Origin of the sequence: Rhodanobacter lycopersici (assembly GCF_040812335.1) — a bacterium.
GTDB lineage: Bacteria > Pseudomonadota > Gammaproteobacteria > Xanthomonadales > Rhodanobacteraceae > Rhodanobacter_A > Rhodanobacter_A lycopersici.
The window spans coordinates 557560-576600 of record NZ_JBFOHK010000003.1; the positions used below are offsets into that span (position 1 = coordinate 557560).

A 19041-nucleotide genomic window follows, 5' to 3' on the forward strand; every position below is an offset into this window, starting at 1 on the left:
GCGACCGGGGTGCGCCGACCCGTCCAGCCTCATGCCGATACGACTCCCAGGACAGGCACCATGAAGTATTTCCTGCATCCCAACGGGCTTTGCGAATCCGCCCATGTGGGCGAGGGCACCCGCATCTGGGCCTTCGCCCACATCCTTCCGGGCGCAAGGATCGGCGGTGACTGCAACATCTGCGACGGCGTGTTCATCGAGAACGACGTGACCGTCGGAAACAAGGTGACCATCAAGTGCGGCGTCCAGCTCTGGGACGGCACAACCCTGGAAGACGAGGTGTTCGTCGGTCCCAACGCCACCTTTACCAACGACCATTTCCCGCGCAGCAAGACCCATCCGGCGACGTTTCCGCGAACCGTCGTCGAGCGCGGCGCGTCGATCGGCGCCAATGCCACCATCCTTCCCGGCTTGCGCATCGGCCGCAACGCCATGGTGGGCGCGGGCGCGGTAGTGACCCGCTCGGTGCCCCCCCATGCGATCGTCGTCGGCAACCCCGCGCGGATCGTCGGATATGCCGGAGCCGAAACCTCGCCGGCACAAAAGACCGCGGCAAGCGTGCCGGCGCAGGACCCCGGTTCATCGCGCGTGAACGGGGTGCGCATGCACATGTTCAACGCAGTCGCCGATTTGCGCGGCAGCCTCTCGGCCGGAGAGTTCGAGCGCGAGATCCCCTTTGTCGTGAAGCGCTACTTCATCGTCTACGACGTCCCCACGGCGGACGTGCGGGGCGAACATGCCCACCTTCAATGCCACCAGTTCCTGATCGCCGCTCGCGGCAGCGTGCACGTCGTCGCCGACGACGGCAGGAACCGTGAGGAATTTGTCCTCGATCGGCCGAACCTCGGCCTGTACCTGCCCCCGATGACCTGGGGCATCCAGTACAAGTACTCCGCCGACGCGCTGCTTCTCGTGTTCGCTTCGCACCTTTACGACCCCGATGACTACATCAGGGAATACGGCACGTTCCTCGATTTCGCGAAGCATGGTGGCGAGTCCGTCCGTTCCGTCGGCAACCGCTGACGACGAGCCGACCCGCCACGAGCCGGCCATGCGCGGCATTTCCCGCCCGCGGCGCCGTGAGGCCTACCAGGCGTTGCAGGCCTCGATCACCCTGGCCACTTCGACTTCATCAAGCTCGGGAAAGCAGGGCAGGCTCAGGACGCTGCCGCACAGCGCCTCGGTCACCGGCAACGCCGGCATGCCCCCCATGCGGGCCATGACCGTTTGCTGCGTGTCGGCAATCGGATAATGCACCTCGCTCGCGACATTCAGGCGCGCAAGATGCGCCTGCAAGCCCACCCTGTCCGCGCTGCGCACCACGTACAGGTGCCCCGTGTATTCCTCGCCGGCAACCGCGGGAACCTGGATGCGCGGGTGGACGATGCCTCGCGAATAAGCCTCGGCGATCTCGCGGCGCCGCGCATTCCAGCCGTCGAGCAACGGCAGCATCACGCACAGGAATGCCGCCTGGAGTTCATCCAGCCGGCTGTTGCGCCCACCTGCCAGTTCGTTCCGATACTTCGCCGACCAGCCATACTGGCGCAACCGGCGCACGCGCCCTGCCAGCGCTGGATCGTTCGTGGCCACGGCACCGCCGTCACCCAGCGCACCCAGGTTCTTGGTGGGGTAAAAGCTGAAACAGGCCACGTCGCCGTAGCTGCCTGCACGACGACCATCCTTGCCCCTGGCGCCATGCGCCTGGGCACAATCCTCGACCACGGGCACGCCGTAGGCACGCGCCACCTCGCACAGGCGCGGCATGTCCGCGAGCCGGCCGTACAGGTGCGTCACGATGACCGCGGCAGGCCTGGTGCCGGTTTGCCGCAGCAAGCGCTCAAGGCATGCCGGATCCATGGTGGCGGAGGATGCTTCCACATCCACGTAGCACGGCGTCGCACCACAAGCCAGGGCCGCGGTAGCACCGTACATGCCGGCGTTGGCGACCATGGCCACCGCATGCCCACGCGCCACTCCGAGCGCACGCAGCGCCAGTTCGAGTGCGTCGGTGCCATTGGCCACCCCGACGACCTCTTCGACACCGCAATAACTGGCAAACGCAGACTCGAACGCACTCGTCCGCGGCCCGAGCACAAAGCAGCCGCTCGCGATCACCTGTCCGGCCACGTCGTTCAACTGCTGCCGCAGCGGCCCCACATGGCGGGTCAGGTCATTGACCGGCACCATCGTCCCGGGCGCCGATGCACCAGGCTCATGGACTGCCGCCGTGGCGGAAAGCTCGCCCATCACTGCAGGTAGTTGAACAGGCTCATCCCCTGTACCTTCGCGAACACCTGCTGCGAAGCCTGCAGCGCCGTGGTCTGCAGCTCCAGCTGGCTGATGGCGCTGGCCATGTCGGTGTCCTGCACGCCGGAAAGGACGGTCTGGTAGGTCAGCGTGAGACCGCTGTAGGCGCTTTGCTGCTGGCTCAGGCGGTTCAGGCGGCCGCCCACGTCGGTCTGGGTGGCGGAAACCTGGTTCTGCGCCTGGTCGAGCGACGCCATCTGCAGGCTCAGGGTATTGCTGAGCTGCGTGTTCGTGTTGCTGGAGCTGGTGTCGTTCAGTGCGTTGATCATGTTGGTCAACGTGGCGAACACGTTCTGCGTCTGGCCGGATTGCACGCTCACCGAGTCGCCGGCATTGGGCGTGCCGCTCAGGGCGATGCTCATGCCGTTGAAGCTGATGCTGTCACCGTCCTTGTAGGCACCGGTGGCCACCGTGTTGCCGCCGGAGTCGGTGGCCGTCCAGTTGCCGGCGCCGTCGAAGCTGATGGTGTAGTCCACCGGGCCGGAGGCGGTGGCCGCGTTCCAGGCACTGGTGTCGGTGACGCTGCTGGCGCCCACCAGCAGGGTGCCGGTGTTGCCGGCCGCGGCACTGGCGGCGAACGAGCCGTTGCCCTGCGGGATGTTCATGAACAGGGCGGCGCCATTGTCGCTGCTGGGGATGTTCAGGCCGTTGCCGATGGTCGCCATCTGGTTGGTGCCGTTGCCGTTGTAGGTCACCGAACCATCGCTGTTGAGCACGAACGGCGTCGTCGTGGTGCTGGTGCCCGCGAACAGCGCATTGCCGTTGGCGTCGGAGGTGTTGGCCAGTTGCACCAGCTGCGCGCGGATCTGCACGAGCTGGGTGGCCATATCCTGGCGATCGGATGCCGACAGCGTGCCGTTGATGCCCTGGATCGCCATCGAACGCGCCTGGTTGAGCAGCGAGTTGAAGGAGTCGAGCGTGCTGCTCTCGGTGGAGAGCCGCGCGTTGGCGTTGTTGATGTTGGAGGTGTACTGCGCATTGTTGGCCAGCACGTGGTTGAGCGACACCACCTCCGTGGCGCCGGCAGGATCGTCGGAAGCCAGGTTGATGCGCTGGCCGCTGCTCACCTGGTTCTGCGTGTTGGCGACCGCCGCCTGCTGGCTGAGCATGGAGCCCAGCGCCTGCTGGTACATCCAGCTGGTGGAAACACGGATCATGGGCAAACTCCCATTAGGCCTGGATGGCGGTGATGAGGCTGGAGAACAGGGTCTGCGAGGTGGAGATCACCTGCGCGGAGGCCTGGTAGGCCTGCTGGTACTTGATGAGGTTGGCCGCCTCCTGGTCCAGGTTGACGCCCGCCAGGCTTTGCTGCGCGCTGGTCGCCTGGTTGTAGAGGCCGGTCTGGGTAGTGAGGTTGCTGGACGCCATGCTGCCGGCCAGACCGATCTGGTTGGTCAGGTTGGCGTAGGCGGCCACCGTGGTGGTCTTGCCGCCATCGAGCACGCCGACGTCGCCGAGTCCGGCAAGGGTCAGCGCATTGGAGTTGTCGTTCAGGCCGCTGCTGTTCTTGGCCACGGTGAAGCTGTCGCCACTGGCCGGTGTGCCGCTGAGGCTCATGCTCCAGCCATCGAACTGGATCGGCGAACCGCTGGCGTAGGTGCCGCTGGTGGTATTGCCCTCGCCGTCGGTGACGGTGTAGCTGCCACCCGCGCCAAACGTCACCGTGGCACCCGCGAACAGGTTGGCATTGGCGCTGTCGGTCACGTTCACCGAACCTACCGTGGCGCCGCCGGTGTTGGCGCTGGCGGGCGTACCGGCCAGCGCCGCCGCCGCTGCGATGGCATTCGGGTCGCTGGTGGCCAGCGCGATGCCGCTGGCCGCGTTCTGGGCGGGCAGGATCTGGAAGCTGTCGCCGGCCTGCGCGCCGCTGGATACCGTGAAGGTGAGGCCATTGGCCGACAGCGTGCCATCGGCGTTGGCGGTCATCGCCACCGAGGTGCCGCTGGTGGTGGCGAGCGACCAGCCGTTGACCGAGGGCGCGGTGCTGCTGCCGGTGTAGGTGAGCACGTAGTTGTCGTTGGTGAGCCCGGCGATGTCGCTCACGCTGGCGCCCACCGTGGCGCTGCCCTGGTTTCCCGCCGCGGCCGCGACGACCGGGCCCGGCACGCTGAACAGCGCACCGCCCTGGTTGCCGTTCAGGTCCAGGCCCTGGGACTGCTGCGCGTTGACGCTTTGCGCCACGGCCAGCGCGGCGCGCCCCAGCTGGTTCTGCGCAGGGTCCAGCGTATTGGTCCGGTACGACAACAGCGCGCCCAGCGTGCCGCCGGAGAGGCTCGATGTGATGTCGGTGCCGCTGGCGTTGAGCACGTCGGTGGTGCTGGTGTCGTAGGGGCTGCTGCCCACCTGGAAACCGTAGGAATAGCTGCCGCTCACCATCACCTGGCCGGAGGTGCTGTAGATGCTCAGCGTGCCGTCGGGCTGCGCGGCGACGGAAATGCCGGTATCGCCCGCCAGCTGGTTGACCAGAGCGTCGCGCTGGTCGAGCAGGGAATTGGGCTGGGTGTTGCCGGCCTGGCTGATGCTGGTGTTGAGCGCGGCGATCTGCTTGACCAGCGAGTTGATGTCGCCGACGGTGCTGGAGATCTGCGAGTTGACCTGCTGGCGCTGCTGGTCGAGCTGCTGGCCGAAGGTGTTGAAGGCGGCGGTGAGCGTGGACGCGTCGCCCAGCAACGCCTGCCGCGAGGAAAGGTCGCTCGGCGCATTGGCCACGGCGTTGAAGCCGCCGTAGAAACTGTCCAGGGCACTCTGCAGGTTGCCGCTGTTCTGCAACAGGCCGTTCAACGCGGTGGCCAGGTTGCTGGTGGTGGTGGCGCCCTGCATCGCACTGTTGCTGCTCCACAGCGCCTGGGTGAGGTACTGGCTGTAGGCGCGCTGCACCCCGATCACGTCCACGCCGGTGCCCATGGTGTAGCGGCCATTGTTCTGGCCCACCATGTCCACTTGCTGGACGCTTTGCTCGCTGTAGCCCGCGGTGCTGGCGTTGGCAATGTTGTTGCCGGTGACCTGCAAGGCAAGCTGGGCGGCATTGAGGCCGGTGACACCGATGTTCAACAAGCTGGACATGACCGAAAACTCCGCAATTCGACTACTGGTTCGGCAGGCCGGCCGAATTCTTCAGGGCCGCCAGCGCCTCGTGCATCTGCGGGCTGTTGGCGATGGCGCTGACCTTCTCGGCGTAGTCGGGGTCGGTGGCATAGCCGCCACGCGCCAGCGCATTGGCAAAGCCCCGCACATCGTCGCCATGCCCGCGCGCCGCGGCGTAGCGCGGGCTGGAGGCGATCAGATTGGCGTAATCCTGGAACGACTGCGCCGGCGAGCTGTAGGCGCGGAACTGCGAGTGCCGGCGCACCGCCACGCCATCTTCGTACTCCAGCGAGGACACGCTGACCTTCTGGCCATCCCAGTCGCTGCCGGCCTTCATGCCGAACAGGTTGAAGCTGGTGGAGCCGGTGGAACTGCGTGGCATGTGCCTGCCCCATTGGGTTTCCAGCGCAGCCTGGGCCAGCACGCTGCGCACCGACACGCCCAGCTTTTGCGCCGCGGCCTCGGCATAGGGTGCCAGCGCGTGTACGAACTCCCGCGCGTCCTGCGGCAGCCATTTCATCGCGCTGCGGCCCAGCTTGCGCCCTGCTTCCACCACATTGGCGAGGCGGCGCTGGAACTGGTCGGCCGTGGCCGGCAGTTTGGCGGGATCGCCGATATCGTCGGAGTCGTCCGCCGGATCGCTCGTCGAACCGTCCGTATCGCCGACGGCATCCGGGCCACCCGAAGCCGGCGCGGCCTGGCCGCCCAGCTGGCGAACCAGCATCTGCGCGATGCCAAGTCCCTTGCCGCTCTGGGACAGGCTCACGGAAAGCTGCTGGTCGAACATGTCGCGATAGGCCTTGCCGGCCTCGCTGTCGCCCAGCGCGTCGCCGAAACTGTCGCTGGCCTCGCGCATGGACTTCAGCATCATCTGGGTGAACAGGGCCTCGAACTGCTTGGCCACCGCAGGCAGCACCGCCTTGCTGTCGCTCTGCGCCTGCGCGCGCAGCTGGTTGAACCCGGACAGGTCGGTCCAGGTGCTCAGCGAGGTGTTGGCGGGCAGCGCGGCGTTACTCATGGCAGTGGCTTGCTAGATGACCACCAGATCCGCATGCAGCGCACCAGCCTGCTTCAGCGCCTGCAGGATGGAGATCAGGTCGCTGGGCGAGGCGCCCACCTGGTTCACCGCGCGCACGATGGTGTCCAGGCTCACGCCCGGGCCGAACTTGAACATGTGCCCGCCATCCTCGCTGACCTGCACGTTGCTGGAGGGGACCACCACGGTCTGGCCCTTGCTGAAGGCTCCCGGCTGGCTGACCTGCGGCTGCTCGCTGATGGTGACCTGGATGGAACCATGCGCCACCGCGGCCGCAGAGACGCGCACGTCCGAACCGATCACCACGGTGCCGGTGCGCGAGTTCACCACCACCCGCGCGGGCGGGTCGCCCGGGGTCACGTCCAGTTCCTGGATGGAGCCCAGCCACGCCACCTTCTGGGTGGGATCCTGCGGCACGCGCACGTCCACCGTGCCGCCATCCACCGCGTGCGCGATGCCCGCGCCGTAGGTGCGGTTGATCGTGCTCACGATGCGCGAGACCGTGGTGAAGTCCGGCGTGTTGAGGTTCAGCCGCAGGTCGTCCGTACCAGCGAACGCGGAAGGCACGCTGCGCTCCACCGTGGCACCATTCGGGATGCGCCCGCTGGCGGAGATGTTCTTCTCCACGCTGCTGCCGCTCTTGCCCCTCGCGGTAATGCCGCCCACCACCACGCTGCCCTGGGCCATCGCGTAGACGTTGCCGTCGGCGCCACGCAGCGGCGACATCAGCAATTCGCCACCGCGGATGCTCTTGGCGTTGCCGATCGAGGCCACGGTGATGTCGATGGTCTGGCCAGGCTTGGCGAACGGCGGCAACTCGGCGGTGATGGTCACCGCGGCGGCGTTCTTCAGCTGCGGCGCGGTCACGCCTGCCGGGATGTTGACGCCGAACTGCTGCAGCATGTTCTCCACGCTCTGGGTGGTGAACGGCGTCTGCGTGGTCTGGTCGCCGGAGCCGTCCAGGCCCACCACCAGGCCATAACCGATCAACTGGTTGGCGCGCACGCCGCCCACCGAGACGAGGTCGCGGATCTTGTCGGCGTGGGCGGGGGGGGCGAGCAGTGCGAAGAGTGCAATGGCAAATCCGATCGCCGCGGATTTTTCTCCCTCTCCCCTTTGGGGAGAGGGCCGGGGTGAGGGGCGGGACTGGCGGAAGAGGTTGGAGAAACGGGCAAAAAGCGAAGCCAAAGCAGCACCGCGCGAGCGTGTCCCCTCTCCCCAACCCTCTCCCCGCAGGGGAGAGGGGGCGAACGCGGTGTGCGGGTTCGCACGCCCGTGCTGCGCGGCAGTCTTCAGCGTCATGGGCCCATGAAGTTTCATTTAGAAGGGCATCCACTTGGAGTTGAAGAAGCGCGACAGCCAGCCCTGCGTATTGGCATCGGCCAGGGTGCCGCGGCCGGTGTAGGAGATCCTGGCGTCGGCGACGCGGGTGGAAGGCACGGAATTGTCCTGGCCAATGTCCTGCGGACGCACGATGCCGGCGATGCGGATCAGCTCCTGGCCCTGGTTGATGGTGAGCCACTTCTCGCCGCGCACCATCAGGGTGCCGTTGGCCAGGCGCTTCACCACCGTGACGGTGATGTTGCCGGTGAGCTGGTTGCTCTGGCTGCTGGAACCGCTGCCGTCGAAACTGCGGTCGCCGTCGGTACCGATGCTGGCCGCCTGGCCGCCCACCTTGAGCGTGTGGCCGAAGATGGTGGGCGCGCCGATGCTGGTCTTGTCGGTCTTGCTGGTGCTGGTGCTGGCCTTCTTCACGGCCTGGGTGTTCTCCACCAGCACGATGGTCAGGATGTCGCCGGTGCGATGCGCGCGCGAGTCGGAGAACAACTCCATGCCCTGCTCGTCGTGATAGATCGAGCCATCGGCCACCGGGGCCGATTGCGCCGGTTCCGGCGGCGTGGCGGCCCACATCGCGTCGTCGCGCTTCTGCTGCTGCATGACGGCGCAGCCCGACAGCAGGAGCAACGCGAATGCGAGGGCGGAATACGGGAAAAGGGCCTCGATGCGCACGACGACCGGCCTCACATCTTGGTGGTGAGCGTCTGCAGCATGTCGTCTGCGGCGCTGATGGATTTGGAGTTCATCTCGTAGGTGCGCTGGGTCTGGATCATGTCCACCATCGCCTCCACCACGTTGACGTTGGAGGATTCCAGCGAGCCCTGCAGCAGCGTGCCCATGCCGTTCACGCCGGCCTGTCCGGTCTGCGGCGTGCCGCTGGAAGCCGTTTCCTGGTACAGGTTCTGGCCCGCGGACTGCAGGCCCGCGGGGTTGATGAAATCGGCCATCTGCAGCACGCCCACCTGCTGCGGCGCGGCCTGTCCCGCCAGGGTGACGCTGACCGTGCCATCGGTGCCGATGGTGATGCTCTGCGCACTTTGCGGGATGGTGATGGCCGGCTCGATCGGATAGCCGTCGGCGGTCACGATCTGGCCGTTGGCATCGGTGTGCAGGGAACCATCGCGGGTGTAGTTGGTGGTGCCGTCGGGCATGGTCACCTGCAGGAAACCGCGGCCCTGGATCGCCACGTCCAGCGCGTTGCCGGTCTGGGAGATCGCACCCTGGGTGAACATCTTTTCGTTGGCCACCACGCGCACGCCGGTGCCCATCAGCAGGCCCGAGGGCGACTGCGTCTGCTGGGTGGTCTGCGCACCGGGCTGGCCCAGGTTCTGGTACATCAGGTCCTGGAACTCCGGGCGCGAAGCCTTGAAGCCGGTGGTGCTGGCGTTGGCCAGATTGTTGGAGATGGCATCCAGATTCGTCTGTTGCGCATCGAGGCCGGTCTTGGCGATCCAGAGTGAGGAGAACATGGGATGGCTCCGCTGAGAGTGGTTTGCTTCAGTTCGACTGCAGCAGCTTGATGCTTTCGTCGGCGTCGTCTTCGGCGGTCTTGATCGACCGCACCTGCATCTCGTACTGGCGCGACAGCGAAATCATCCGCACCAGTTCTTCCGATGGATTGACGTTGCTGCCTTCCAGGGTGCCGGACACCAGCTGCACGCCGGGGTCGGCATCGGCGCTGCTGCCGTCGTTCATGTGCAGCAGGCCGTCCGCCCCCTTGGAAAGCTGCGCGGAATCGGGGTTGACCAGCTTGATCTGGTCGACCTGGCTGAGCGAGTCCGCCCCTTGCCCCAGCGGCACGGCGGAAATGGTGCCGTCGCTGCCGATCACGATCTGCGAACTGTCGGGAATGGTGATGGGCCCGCCGCTGCCGATCACCGGGTTGCCCGCGGCGTCGGTGAGCGTGCCGTCGGCGGCAAGCTGCAGGCTGCCGGCGCGCGTGTACGCCTCGCTGCCGTCCGGCGCCTGCACCGCGATCCAGCCCGGTCCGCGCACCGCCACGTCCAGCGGGCGGCCGGTCTGCTGCAAGCTGCCCTGCGTGTCGTCCAGCCCGATGCCCTGCGCCACCGCGTTGATGCGCGTGGGGCTGCCCTGCCCCAGCACCGGCAGGCTCTGGAACGCGTCGAGCTCGCTCTTGAAGCCGGTGGTGCTGGCGTTGGCCAGGTTGTGGCTCACCACGTCCTGGGCCTGCATGATCTGCGCGGCCCCGGTCATGGCTATGTAGACGGAACGATCCATGGCGACCTGCCTCGACGGGCTTACCGCGAGACGGCGTTGAACAGCGTGGTGGCCAGCGTGTTGTCGGTGGACAACACCTGCGCATTGGCCTGGTAGTCGCGCTGTGCCTGGATCATGTCCACCAGCTGCGAGGTGGTGTCGCTGGTGTTGGATTCCTCCAGCGCGCCGGACTGGATGGTGCCGTACTGGCCACTGCCGGCCGCGCCCATCACCGCCGTGCCCGAGGCCGTGCTGGCCGTCCAGCTGGCACTGCCGAGCTGGGTCAGGCCCTGCAGGTTCTGGAAGTTGGCCATCGCCAGCTGGCCGAGCTCGCTGCTTTGGCCATTGGAGTAATTGGCGGTGACGACGCCCTTACTGTCGACGTTGATCGAGGACAGTGCGCCGGCGGTGTAACCGTTCTGGCTGATGGTGCCGGCGGCATAGGCGGAGCCGTACTGCGTGGTCTGGCTGAAATTGACCGACAAGGCCTGCGCATTGGCGCCGTTGCCGTAGTTCAACGAGTTGAAGGTGACAATGCCGTTGGCCGGCGTGGTCAGCATGCCGGACGAGTTGAAGGTCAACGCCTGCGTGCCAGCGGATTGGCCGTCCACGTACAGGTTCGCATCCCAGGTGTTGGTGCCGGTTTTCACGTAATAGGCGGTGGCCTGGTGCGACGAGCCGAGGCTGTCGTACACGGTGAACGTGGTCGAGTTGTTGAAGGTGGCCGGATTGGTGGGATCGAAGGCCAGTGTCGGCGCGGTGGCGTCCGCCGGCAGGTTGGAAGTAATCGTTGCCGAGGTGGTGGGCGTGGCCGCGCTCTGCGCGGTGACCAGGTTCAGGTTGGTCAGCGTGCTCGTATCGACGCTGCTGCTGGCGGCGCTGTACGGGTAGACCTGCACCTTGTAGCCGTCCTGGGTGACCACGTTGCCGCTCGCATCCTGCTGAAACGCGCCGTCGCGCGTGTAGGCATAGCCGTTGCCGGTGTTCACCACGAAGAAACCGTTGCCGCTGATCGCCATGTCCAGGCTGTTGCCGGTGGTCTCGATGTCGCCCTGGGCGAACTGCTGCGCCACGTCGGTCATGCGCGTGCCGCTGCCCACCGCAGTGGCGCTGAGGTTGACGCCGCTCACCGCGTAGATGTCCGCGAACTCCGCACGCGAGCCCTTGAAGCCGGTGGTATTGGCGTTGGCGATGTTGTTGGCGATGACATTGAGATCGGACTGCGCGCCATTGAGGCCGCTGAGTGCTTGATTGAGTGCCATGACTTCGTTGCCTCGTTGAAAGGGTTGTTGTCGGCGATCAGTTGATCTGCGCGATCGAACTGAGCGGCACGCCGCCCACGCCATTTACCTGCACATACGTACCCACGCTGCTGCCGCCGTAACCCACGCCGCTGACCACGCCGCTGGCATAGGTGGAAAGCGCGTTGCCGCCCTGGTCGGCCGCCGTGATGCTGTAGGTTCCGGCCGGCACCGGGTTGCCGTTGTCGTCCGTGCCATCCCAGCTGAAGTTGGCCAGACCGGGCTGCTGGGCGCCCAGGTCGATCGTGCGCACCTCCTTGCCGCTGCCGTCCTTGATCACGAGCTGCACGTCGGAAGACGCACTGGTCACGCCGACTGCCCCGCCTGTGGCGCTGCCGGCATAGCTGAGGCTGTCGGACGGCACCAGTACATTGCGTCCCACCAGGCCGACCGAACCGAGCACCTGCGAGGTCTGCATGGCGCTGGTGACCTGGCTGGAGAGATTGTTGACGGTGGTGTCGAGATCCTGCGTAGAAGCCAGCTGGCTGAACTGCGCCAACTGCGACACGAACTGCGTGTTGTCCATCGGGTTGGTGGGGTCCTGCGCCTGCAACTGGGCGGTAAGCAGTTGCAGGAAGTCGGCCTGGCTCATCGAGCTGCCGAGAGCGCCGCTGAGGGAACTCGTGCCGCTGCCGGTGCTGCTGGTGCCCGAATAACCGTAACCAGCCGAGTTGGTAGAGGACGTAGCGTTGGTGTTGATCGTGGTCATGGCGGAGAACTCACTGGCCGAGGGTCAGGGTTTTGAGCATCAGTTGCTTGGCGGTGTTCATCACTTCGACGTTGTTCTGGTACGAGCGCGACGCCGAGATCATGTTCACCAGTTCGTCCACCGGGTTGACGTTGCTGCCGTAGACATAGCCATCGGCATTGGCCAGCGGGTTGCCCGGTTCATAGCGCTGGGGAATCGCGTCCTGGCTTTCGGTAATGCCGAGCACCTGCACGCCCTCGCCGGTTTCGGCGCCGGGGCTGCCATTGCCGCCGCCGAGCTGCGCGAGCTGCTGCTTCTGCGCAGTGGCGAACAGTGGCTCGCGCGCGCGGTAGGCGCCTTCGGGCGTGCCTGACACGCTCTCGGCATTGGCCAGGTTGCTGGCCACGGTGTTGAGCCGCAGCGATTGCGCGGCCATGCCGGAACCGGCCACATTGAAGATGGAATAGAGCGACATCAGCTCTGCCCTCCGGTGATGGCGGTGCGCAGCATGTGGATCTGCGCGGTGATGAAGGAAAGACTGGCCTGGTAGTGCACGCTGTTGGCGGCGAAGTCGGCCTGCTCGACTTGGGTATCGACGGTGTTGCCATCCATGCTGGGCTGCGTCGGCAGGCGGTACTCCAGCGCGGCCGAACCAGCCTCGCCGTTCGGTCCGCTGCCGATCTGCCCGTTGCCGATCTGTCCCGGGGTGGGCGCCTGCAGCGGCAGGTCGCCGTCACCACTGCCGCCGGCCGCGGAGAGTGCCTTGCGAAAGTCGATGTCGCGCGCGAGGTAGCCGGGGGTGTCCGCATTGGCCAGGTTGTTGGCCAGCACACCGGCACGGCTCTGCCACAGATCCAGCGCCTGGGTGTGGATGCCGAACAGGTTTTGCGGGATGGGACTCATCGGTTTGCTCCGCGTGCGGTTGCCGCAGGGAGCTGGAGGCAAGTTGCATGCCACCATGTCGAAACCGTTGCCACGACAGGCCTGGCAGGGTTCGTGACCCGGTGCCGCGCAGGTGGCTCCGGGGAGGAGTCGGTTTGTTGACGCCCTGTCGCGGGCGCCCGCCGGGACTCAGCCGGCCATCGGTTCCGCCGGCAACAGCTCCAGCACGGCCTGCGCCAGCAGGTCCGGCTGGAACTTGGCGATGAAGCGGTCGGCCTTGACCTCCTTCACCATCGCCTCGTTGAAGATGCCGCTGAGCGAGCTGTGCAGCACCACTTTGAGCCGGCACAGCTCCGGCGCCTCGCGGATCGCGCGGGTCAGCGCATAGCCATCCAGGCGCGGCATCTCGATGTCGGAAACCACCAGCCTGACACCTTCGGCCGGATCGGCGGCGGCCAGCCCGCGCAGGCGTTCGAGCGCCTCGCGACCGTCCTGCGCCACCACGCACTCGATGTCCATCTGCCTGAACAGCTCGACCAGGCGGCGGCGGGCGATCAGTGAATCGTCCACCACCATCACCCGCCGCGGCACCAGCGCGCGTGCGCCGGCCATGCGCTGCATCTGCATGGACAGTTCGGCTGGCGCCGCGTCGATGCCGGCCAGCACCTGCTCCACGTCCACCACCGCCAGCAACGCGCCGTCCACGCGGGTCACCGCATTGACCTGCGCGCCGAAGCCCAGCGTGGCGGCCGGCGCTTCCAGCCGGTCGCCGTCGCACTGCACCATGCGCTGCAGGTCGGCGACCAGGAAGCCCTGCACCGAGCGGCTGAACTCGGTGACCATCAGGTGCGCCGACTCCACGTCGCGCAGCGGCGGGTAGCCCAGCGCAGCGGCCAAGTCGATCACCGGGATGGTCTGCCCGCGGTAGTCGCAGCTGCCGGCCAGCAAGGCGTGCGCGCCCGGCATGCGCTCCAGCGGCGGGCGGCGCATCACCTCGCGCACCTTGAACACGTTGATGCCGAACAACTGGGCGTTGCCGAGCCGGAACAGCAGCATGGCCACCCGGTTGTGGCCAGCCAGCCGGGTGTGTTGCTCCACCTTTTCCAGCAAGGTGCTACCCATGCGGACTCCTCGTGAATGATCCACCGCCGCAGCGGCCATACGTGCACGCTATCGACCGCACCGGCGTGCGCTTGAGCGCCCTCCCCCCGGGGAAATGGCACGCGGCTTGCTTCCTCAAGCTGCGACGGTTTTGGACGATGCAGTCCCCTGCAACAGCCCTGCCGCACATTCGACAAAGGTGATGTCCGTCCCATGAGCCTGATCTGGAATCAGCATCTCGCCTCCTTGGTGGAAGCCGCCGCTGCCGGCGACGAAGCGCGGGTTGCCGCGCTGCGGCGCCAGCACCCGCGCACCGCGCAGGCATTGGCGCCGCTGCTGGCGCGCGTGGCCAGCCGCCCGCCCGCGGCGGTGGCGCTGCAGGCGGTGGAGCAGCAGAGCCTGGTGCTGGCTGCGGTGCAGCAACTCGCGCGCGAACAGGCGGCGCTCGACCAGGCTGCCGCCGACGGCCGCGGCAGCGTCGATCGCTTGACGGATGGCAGCGCCGGTATCTCGACGGCGCTGCAACAGGTGGACGCCGAACTGGCCCTGGCCAGTCAGGCCGGCCACGCCGGCAGCAGCAGCGTCAGCGAGGTCGACGGCCAGCTGCGCTTGCTGCGCAGCGCACTCGCGGCGATGAACCGCAACCAGAGCAAGCTGGCCGAGCAGGTGGAGCAGATCCGCAAGCTCACTGCCACCGTGCAGGAAATCGCCCACCAGACCAACCTGGTGGCACTGAACGCGGCGATCGAGGCTGCGCGTGCCGGCGAGGCCGGCCGTGGTTTCGCGGTGGTGGCCGACGAGGTCAAGCAGCTGGCGGAAAAGACCGCCCTCACCACCGCCGAGATCGAGAGTGTCACGGGCTCGATCGGCGACTTCTCCACGCAATTGGACGGCGATGTGCAACACAGCCTGCAACAGCTGGAGCGTGCCCAGGCCGGTGCGGCGCAGTCGGGCACCACCCTGGACGCCGGCAGCCGGGCACTGCGCGCGGCCGGCGATCGCGTCCACAAGCTGCAGCAGAACCACGACGCGCAGCATGCGCGCGCCACCAGCGTCCAGGCCGCACTCGGCGCGCTGCAGCGCCGCGCCGGCGAGGCGAGGCGCCAGTCCGATTCGCTGCAGCGCGCCGCGCTGCTCGCCCATCGACTGGGCCTGGATTGGCTGGAAGGCATCAGCGGCAACGACCCGGGCAGTCTCAGCCTGACCGTGCGCGAAGCCTCCCTCAACCTGCGTCAGGCGACCGAACTGGCCCTGCTCGAACCTGCCGCGCTGGATCGGCGCTGGTTCGATACCCATACGATCCGGCGCAGCGTCGAGCGACTGGGCGCGCTGCGCCCGGGCCATCCGGCCACCGCCAGCCTCGCCGAAGCGGGTGCGCAACTGTGTGAGCAGGGCAATCGCTTCGTCACGCTGCTGTGCGACGGCGAGGGCGAACAGGCCACCGTGTTGTCGCGGCAGATCGAATCCGGTCGCGATGCGCTGCTGGGACAACTCGACACCTTGCTGGCTGACGCGTGAGCGGGTGCAGCGCCAATGCCGGCCGACTGCTCGCACTGGCATGGCTGGGCCTGCCGGTCGTCAGCGTTGCCGCCGCGCCCTCGCCGAACGCCGTGCGAGCCGCTGCCGAACAGGCCGTGCGTGCCCGTTTCGACCTGCCCGGCAGCCGCATCACGGTCCAGGCCACGCCGCTCGACTCGCGCCTGCGGCTGGCACCGTGCAGCGTGCCGTTGCGCGCCGTGCTGGCTGACGCCATCCGCCCCGCGCCGCGCATCAGCGTGCCCGTGCAATGCCCCCAGGCCGCCGGCTGGACGGTGCGCGTGCAGGTGCAACTGCAGTTGTTCCGCCCCGTGCTGGTGACCAACCGGGCATTGCTGCGCGGCGACGGCCTGCGCCCGGCGGACGTACACGCCGAGGAGCGCGACGTGACCCGGCTTGGCTATGGCTACGTCGACAGCCTCGACCAGGTGGCCGGACGCACTCTCGCCCGCGCCTTGCCCAGCGGCAGCGTGCTCACTCCCGCCGCGTTGGGCGGCCGGCGCATGGTGTCCGCAGGCGATCACGTGCAGGTCGTGGCCAACCTTGGCGGCATCGTGGTGCGCGCCGACGGCGTGGCGCTGGGCAGCGGCGACAATGGCGCCCGCCTGCTCGTGCGCAACGAAAGCTCGGGCAAGGTGGTCGACGCGATGGTCCATGCGCCGGGCGTGGTGCTTGCCCTGCCCTGAGCACCACCCATTGGCTTCCCTACCCACTTCCCAACCCCTAAAGTTTCCGCGCCCCCCGCCGATGCTGTATTCACAGGGCCACTCCGCAGTGAGAACGGACGCATGAACACGACCATTTCCAAAAACGGTTTGCCGATACTCCCGCAGGCCACCAGCCAGCAGGGCAGCGGTGCGGCGACGGAATCTTCCGCTACGGTCGCCAGTGCCGGCACCTCCACCGCCCAGAGCGACGACCAGCTCAAGCTGACCGACTCGGCCAAGGCGCTGCAGCAGGCCGCGCGCACCAATACGGCCGCAGTCGATCCGCAACGGGTGGAACGCGTGCGCCAGTCGCTGGCCGACGGCAGCTACAAGGTCGACGCCGGCCGCATCGCCGACCGCATGATCGCCATGGAACAGCAGCTCGGCGGCACGGGCAAAGCATGAACTCGCCGCTGCGGCAGGAGTTCGGCGAGGCCCTGGCGGCCGTGCAGGGCGAAATGCACCAGGCGCTGGATCAACTCGTGCAGGTCCTCGAGGCCGAGCATGGCGCGCTCGACGCCGGCGACACCGAAGCACTCGGCCAGGCGGGCACGCACAAGCAGGCATTGATGCAGCAGTTGGAGCAACTCGATGCCGAGCGCCGCCAGCTGGCGCGCGAACAGCCACAAACCGAGGCTGCGCCGGATCCGGCCTGGACCGCCATCGTGCAATCGCTGCAGCACTGCCATCGGCTCAACCAGCGCAACGGCGGCATCGTCAACCAGCGCCTGCAACTGGTGCGCCAGGCGCTGGCCGTGCTGACCGGTGCGGACAGCAGCAGCGGGCTTTACGGCCGCAGCGGGGAATTGCACGCCAGCAAGCGTTCGCGCCCGCTGGCGGCCGCATAAAGTCGGGATGAATACATCGCCGCCCACACGCACAGCGGCATCTCCAGCGCGCCGCCGGCTGCGGCGCGCCCCACCGTCCAACGCGACGCCGGATCGATCATGAGTCCCTCCTCCACCCCTGCCGCCGCCAGCAAACCCGCGCCCTACGAAGGCGTCGCCCCGCCGCTGCCGCTGTTGCGCGTACCGCTGCTCAACCGCGAGCGCGAGCTGTTCGCCTACGAGCTCCTGTTCCACCGCGAAAGCGGCAACGAACAAGCTCTGCTCCAGAGCGTGCTGGCGATGATCACCGACGGTGCATTGACCCGCCTGGTACGCGGCAATCGTGCCTTCCTGAACCTCCCGGTCGAACTGTTGCCGGAGGATGCCGACGTGCTGTTGCACCAGCCGCGGCTGGGCATGGTGCTGCAACCGCAGGTGGCCAACGACGCGGCGTTGCTGAAGCGCCTGCAGCTGATGGCGCAGCGCGGCTGCCAGTTCATGCTGGATGTGGGCCACCAGGATCTCGACAACAGCCTGCCGCTCGAAGCCCTGCTGCAGATGGTGCAACTGGTCCGGCTCGACGTCAGCCAGCTTTCGCCGGAGCTGCTGGCGCAACGTGCCGAATACCTGCATGCGCGCGGCCTCCACGTGGTGGTCGGCCAGGTGAACGATCACCCCACCTACGAACGTTGCGTGCAGCTGCCGCTGGAAGCGGTGCAGGGACGTTATCTGCTTGTGTCGCAGCCAATAGCCGTTCCCGTGCTGACCGCCAACCGCCTGAGCATGCTGCGCCTGATGGGGGCGCTGCACGAAAGCAATCCGGGCCCGGTCGAGCTGGGTGACATCATCAGTGACGACGCGGTACTCAGCTACAAGCTGCTGAGCTGCGTCAATTCGGCCTACTTCGCGCTGCCGCGGCAACTGAAGTCGGTGCAGCAGGCCGCGATCTTCTTCGGCGTCACCCGCATGCGCAACTGGGTCGACACCATGGCGATGTGCAGCATGGACGACCGCCCGCCGGAACTGCTGCGTGCCGCACTGATCCGTGCGCACATGTGCGAGGAGCTGGCCCAGGGCATGCCGCATGGCCATGCCGAAATGGCGTTCACCGTCGGCCTGTTCTCGCTGCTCGACACCCTGATGTGCGCGCCGATGGAATTCCTGCTGCCCCAGCTGCGCCTGGCGCCGGAGATCAGCGATGCGCTGACCGGCCGCGGCGGCCCGTTTGCCTCGATACTGCAGCAGATCCTTGCCTGGGAAGCCAACGAGCTGACCAGCGAGCAGGTACCGCCGCAACGCATCCAGCGCCTGGCAACGATCTATCTCAACGCCACCCAGTGGGCCGATCAGGTCTACGCCAGCGCGAACGAGAAGAGCGTGCAGTAAACGGGTTATGCGGAAGGCCGCGAGTATTCCGGCCCCGAGGGCGCGTCAGGTGACCGATGCGCTTTCGTACTTCCTGGCCGGCGGTGAGTCCACACGACTTGACGGTAGACCGTGGCGCGCAATCCGGGGCAGCAATCGCAGCCAGCCGGGCCATTCAGCCGCTCGGCACAGACGTCCCGGCCCGGCTCACCCCACCTTCTTTGTGTGCCGGCGAGATCTCGCCATGAAACGATCCATCGCATGCGCGCGGGAGCGGCGCATCTTCCTGTGCGCAGGCACTGCTCGCAATTAGGCGTTGTCCGCGGCAATGGAGCCTCCGTCCCGGTCGACAGATGGAAGCCGCCGTCTGCCTGACAATGATTGCCCAGCGAGATATTTCGTCCGTGCCGGGTCTGGCTCGCGACTGGGGAAGCACCAAGGATGCCCCCTGCGGCCCACGCGCAGGATGAGCAGCGAAAAGCCAGGGAACCCTGTCCCGATCGGGAGTCATCGCGGCGCCGTTCTGGCCGCGGCGCCGATCCGTGGCACCGACATACGACGAAGCCGCACAAGCAAACGCCCCCACCGATATCGGTGGGGGCGTTTGAGGGATAAAGCCCCTGGCGGTGACCTACTCTTGCATGCGAGGTGC

Annotated in this window: 19 protein-coding genes; 6 read left to right on the forward strand and 13 right to left on the reverse strand. The window is 67.2% G+C overall.

Annotated elements, in window-relative coordinates:
* Positions 1-60 precede the first annotated feature (60 nt).
* Entirely contained in the window at positions 61-1023 is a 963-nt protein-coding gene (locus tag ABQJ54_RS13780) for a WxcM-like domain-containing protein (RefSeq protein WP_367854880.1), read from the forward strand.
* Between the two features lie 63 nt (positions 1024-1086).
* Here ABQJ54_RS13780 and ABQJ54_RS13785 read toward each other — a convergent pair whose 3' ends face one another.
* From ABQJ54_RS13785 to ABQJ54_RS13845, 13 genes are all read right to left on the reverse strand, one after another.
* Positions 1087-2187, reverse strand: a complete 1101-nt coding sequence (locus ABQJ54_RS13785) for a DegT/DnrJ/EryC1/StrS family aminotransferase (RefSeq protein ID WP_367854881.1) — start codon at positions 2185-2187, stop codon at positions 1087-1089.
* A 59-nt stretch (positions 2188-2246) separates the two neighbouring features.
* The gene (gene flgL, locus ABQJ54_RS13790; RefSeq protein WP_367854882.1) at positions 2247-3464 is read right to left on the reverse strand and encodes a flagellar hook-associated protein FlgL; all 1218 of its coding nucleotides are present in this window, start codon (positions 3462-3464) and stop codon (positions 2247-2249) included.
* 13 nt (positions 3465-3477) lie between these two features.
* Entirely contained in the window at positions 3478-5370 is a 1893-nt protein-coding gene (gene flgK, locus ABQJ54_RS13795) for a flagellar hook-associated protein FlgK (RefSeq protein WP_367854883.1), read from the reverse strand.
* A gap of 22 nt (positions 5371-5392) precedes the next feature.
* Complete coding sequence (flgJ, locus tag ABQJ54_RS13800; RefSeq protein WP_367854884.1) at positions 5393-6409, reverse strand: flagellar assembly peptidoglycan hydrolase FlgJ; 1017 nt, start codon at positions 6407-6409, stop codon at positions 5393-5395.
* A 12-nt stretch (positions 6410-6421) separates the two neighbouring features.
* Positions 6422-7729: a flagellar basal body P-ring protein FlgI gene (locus ABQJ54_RS13805; protein ID WP_367854885.1), complete on the reverse strand. Its 1308-nt coding sequence runs from the start codon at positions 7727-7729 to the stop codon at positions 6422-6424.
* Between the two features lie 18 nt (positions 7730-7747).
* Complete coding sequence (gene flgH, locus ABQJ54_RS13810; protein WP_367854913.1) at positions 7748-8431, reverse strand: flagellar basal body L-ring protein FlgH; 684 nt, start codon at positions 8429-8431, stop codon at positions 7748-7750.
* A gap of 17 nt (positions 8432-8448) precedes the next feature.
* Positions 8449-9234, reverse strand: a complete 786-nt coding sequence (gene flgG / locus ABQJ54_RS13815; protein ID WP_367854886.1) for a flagellar basal-body rod protein FlgG — start codon at positions 9232-9234, stop codon at positions 8449-8451.
* 28 nt (positions 9235-9262) lie between these two features.
* Positions 9263-10003 (reverse strand): flagellar basal-body rod protein FlgF, encoded by a 741-nt coding sequence (flgF, locus tag ABQJ54_RS13820; protein ID WP_367854887.1) that lies wholly within the window; start codon positions 10001-10003, stop codon positions 9263-9265.
* A 20-nt stretch (positions 10004-10023) separates the two neighbouring features.
* Positions 10024-11244, reverse strand: a complete 1221-nt coding sequence (gene flgE / locus ABQJ54_RS13825) for a flagellar hook protein FlgE (protein WP_367854888.1) — start codon at positions 11242-11244, stop codon at positions 10024-10026.
* 37 nt (positions 11245-11281) lie between these two features.
* Positions 11282-11992, reverse strand: a complete 711-nt coding sequence (locus ABQJ54_RS13830) for a flagellar hook assembly protein FlgD (protein WP_367854889.1) — start codon at positions 11990-11992, stop codon at positions 11282-11284.
* 10 nt (positions 11993-12002) lie between these two features.
* A complete protein-coding gene (gene flgC / locus ABQJ54_RS13835; protein ID WP_367854890.1) occupies positions 12003-12446 on the reverse strand; it encodes a flagellar basal body rod protein FlgC in 444 nt (147 codons plus the stop codon).
* Positions 12446-12874, reverse strand: a complete 429-nt coding sequence (flgB, locus tag ABQJ54_RS13840) for a flagellar basal body rod protein FlgB (protein WP_367854891.1) — start codon at positions 12872-12874, stop codon at positions 12446-12448. Before flgB ends, flgC begins: the two co-directional genes overlap by 1 nt.
* A 168-nt stretch (positions 12875-13042) precedes the next feature.
* Positions 13043-13975 (reverse strand): chemotaxis protein, encoded by a 933-nt coding sequence (locus ABQJ54_RS13845; protein WP_367854892.1) that lies wholly within the window; start codon positions 13973-13975, stop codon positions 13043-13045.
* A gap of 192 nt (positions 13976-14167) precedes the next feature.
* On the opposite strand from ABQJ54_RS13845, the gene ABQJ54_RS13850 reads away from it, so the two are divergent.
* The 5 genes from ABQJ54_RS13850 to ABQJ54_RS13870 all read left to right on the forward strand — a co-directional run bounded on the left by ABQJ54_RS13850 (position 14168) and on the right by ABQJ54_RS13870 (position 18410).
* Positions 14168-15472, forward strand: coding sequence for a methyl-accepting chemotaxis protein (locus ABQJ54_RS13850; RefSeq protein ID WP_367854893.1), 1305 nt, complete (start codon positions 14168-14170; stop codon positions 15470-15472).
* Positions 15469-16176, forward strand: coding sequence for a flagellar basal body P-ring formation chaperone FlgA (gene flgA / locus ABQJ54_RS13855; RefSeq protein WP_367854894.1), 708 nt, complete (start codon positions 15469-15471; stop codon positions 16174-16176). Before ABQJ54_RS13850 ends, flgA begins: the two co-directional genes overlap by 4 nt.
* Positions 16177-16278: 102 nt before the next feature.
* Entirely contained in the window at positions 16279-16602 is a 324-nt protein-coding gene (gene flgM, locus ABQJ54_RS13860) for a flagellar biosynthesis anti-sigma factor FlgM (protein WP_367854895.1), read from the forward strand.
* Entirely contained in the window at positions 16599-17045 is a 447-nt protein-coding gene (locus ABQJ54_RS13865) for a flagella synthesis protein FlgN (RefSeq protein WP_367854896.1), read from the forward strand. Before flgM ends, ABQJ54_RS13865 begins: the two co-directional genes overlap by 4 nt.
* Positions 17046-17144: 99 nt before the next feature.
* Positions 17145-18410 (forward strand): EAL and HDOD domain-containing protein, encoded by a 1266-nt coding sequence (locus ABQJ54_RS13870; RefSeq protein WP_367854897.1) that lies wholly within the window; start codon positions 17145-17147, stop codon positions 18408-18410.
* Positions 18411-19041 lie beyond the last annotated feature (631 nt).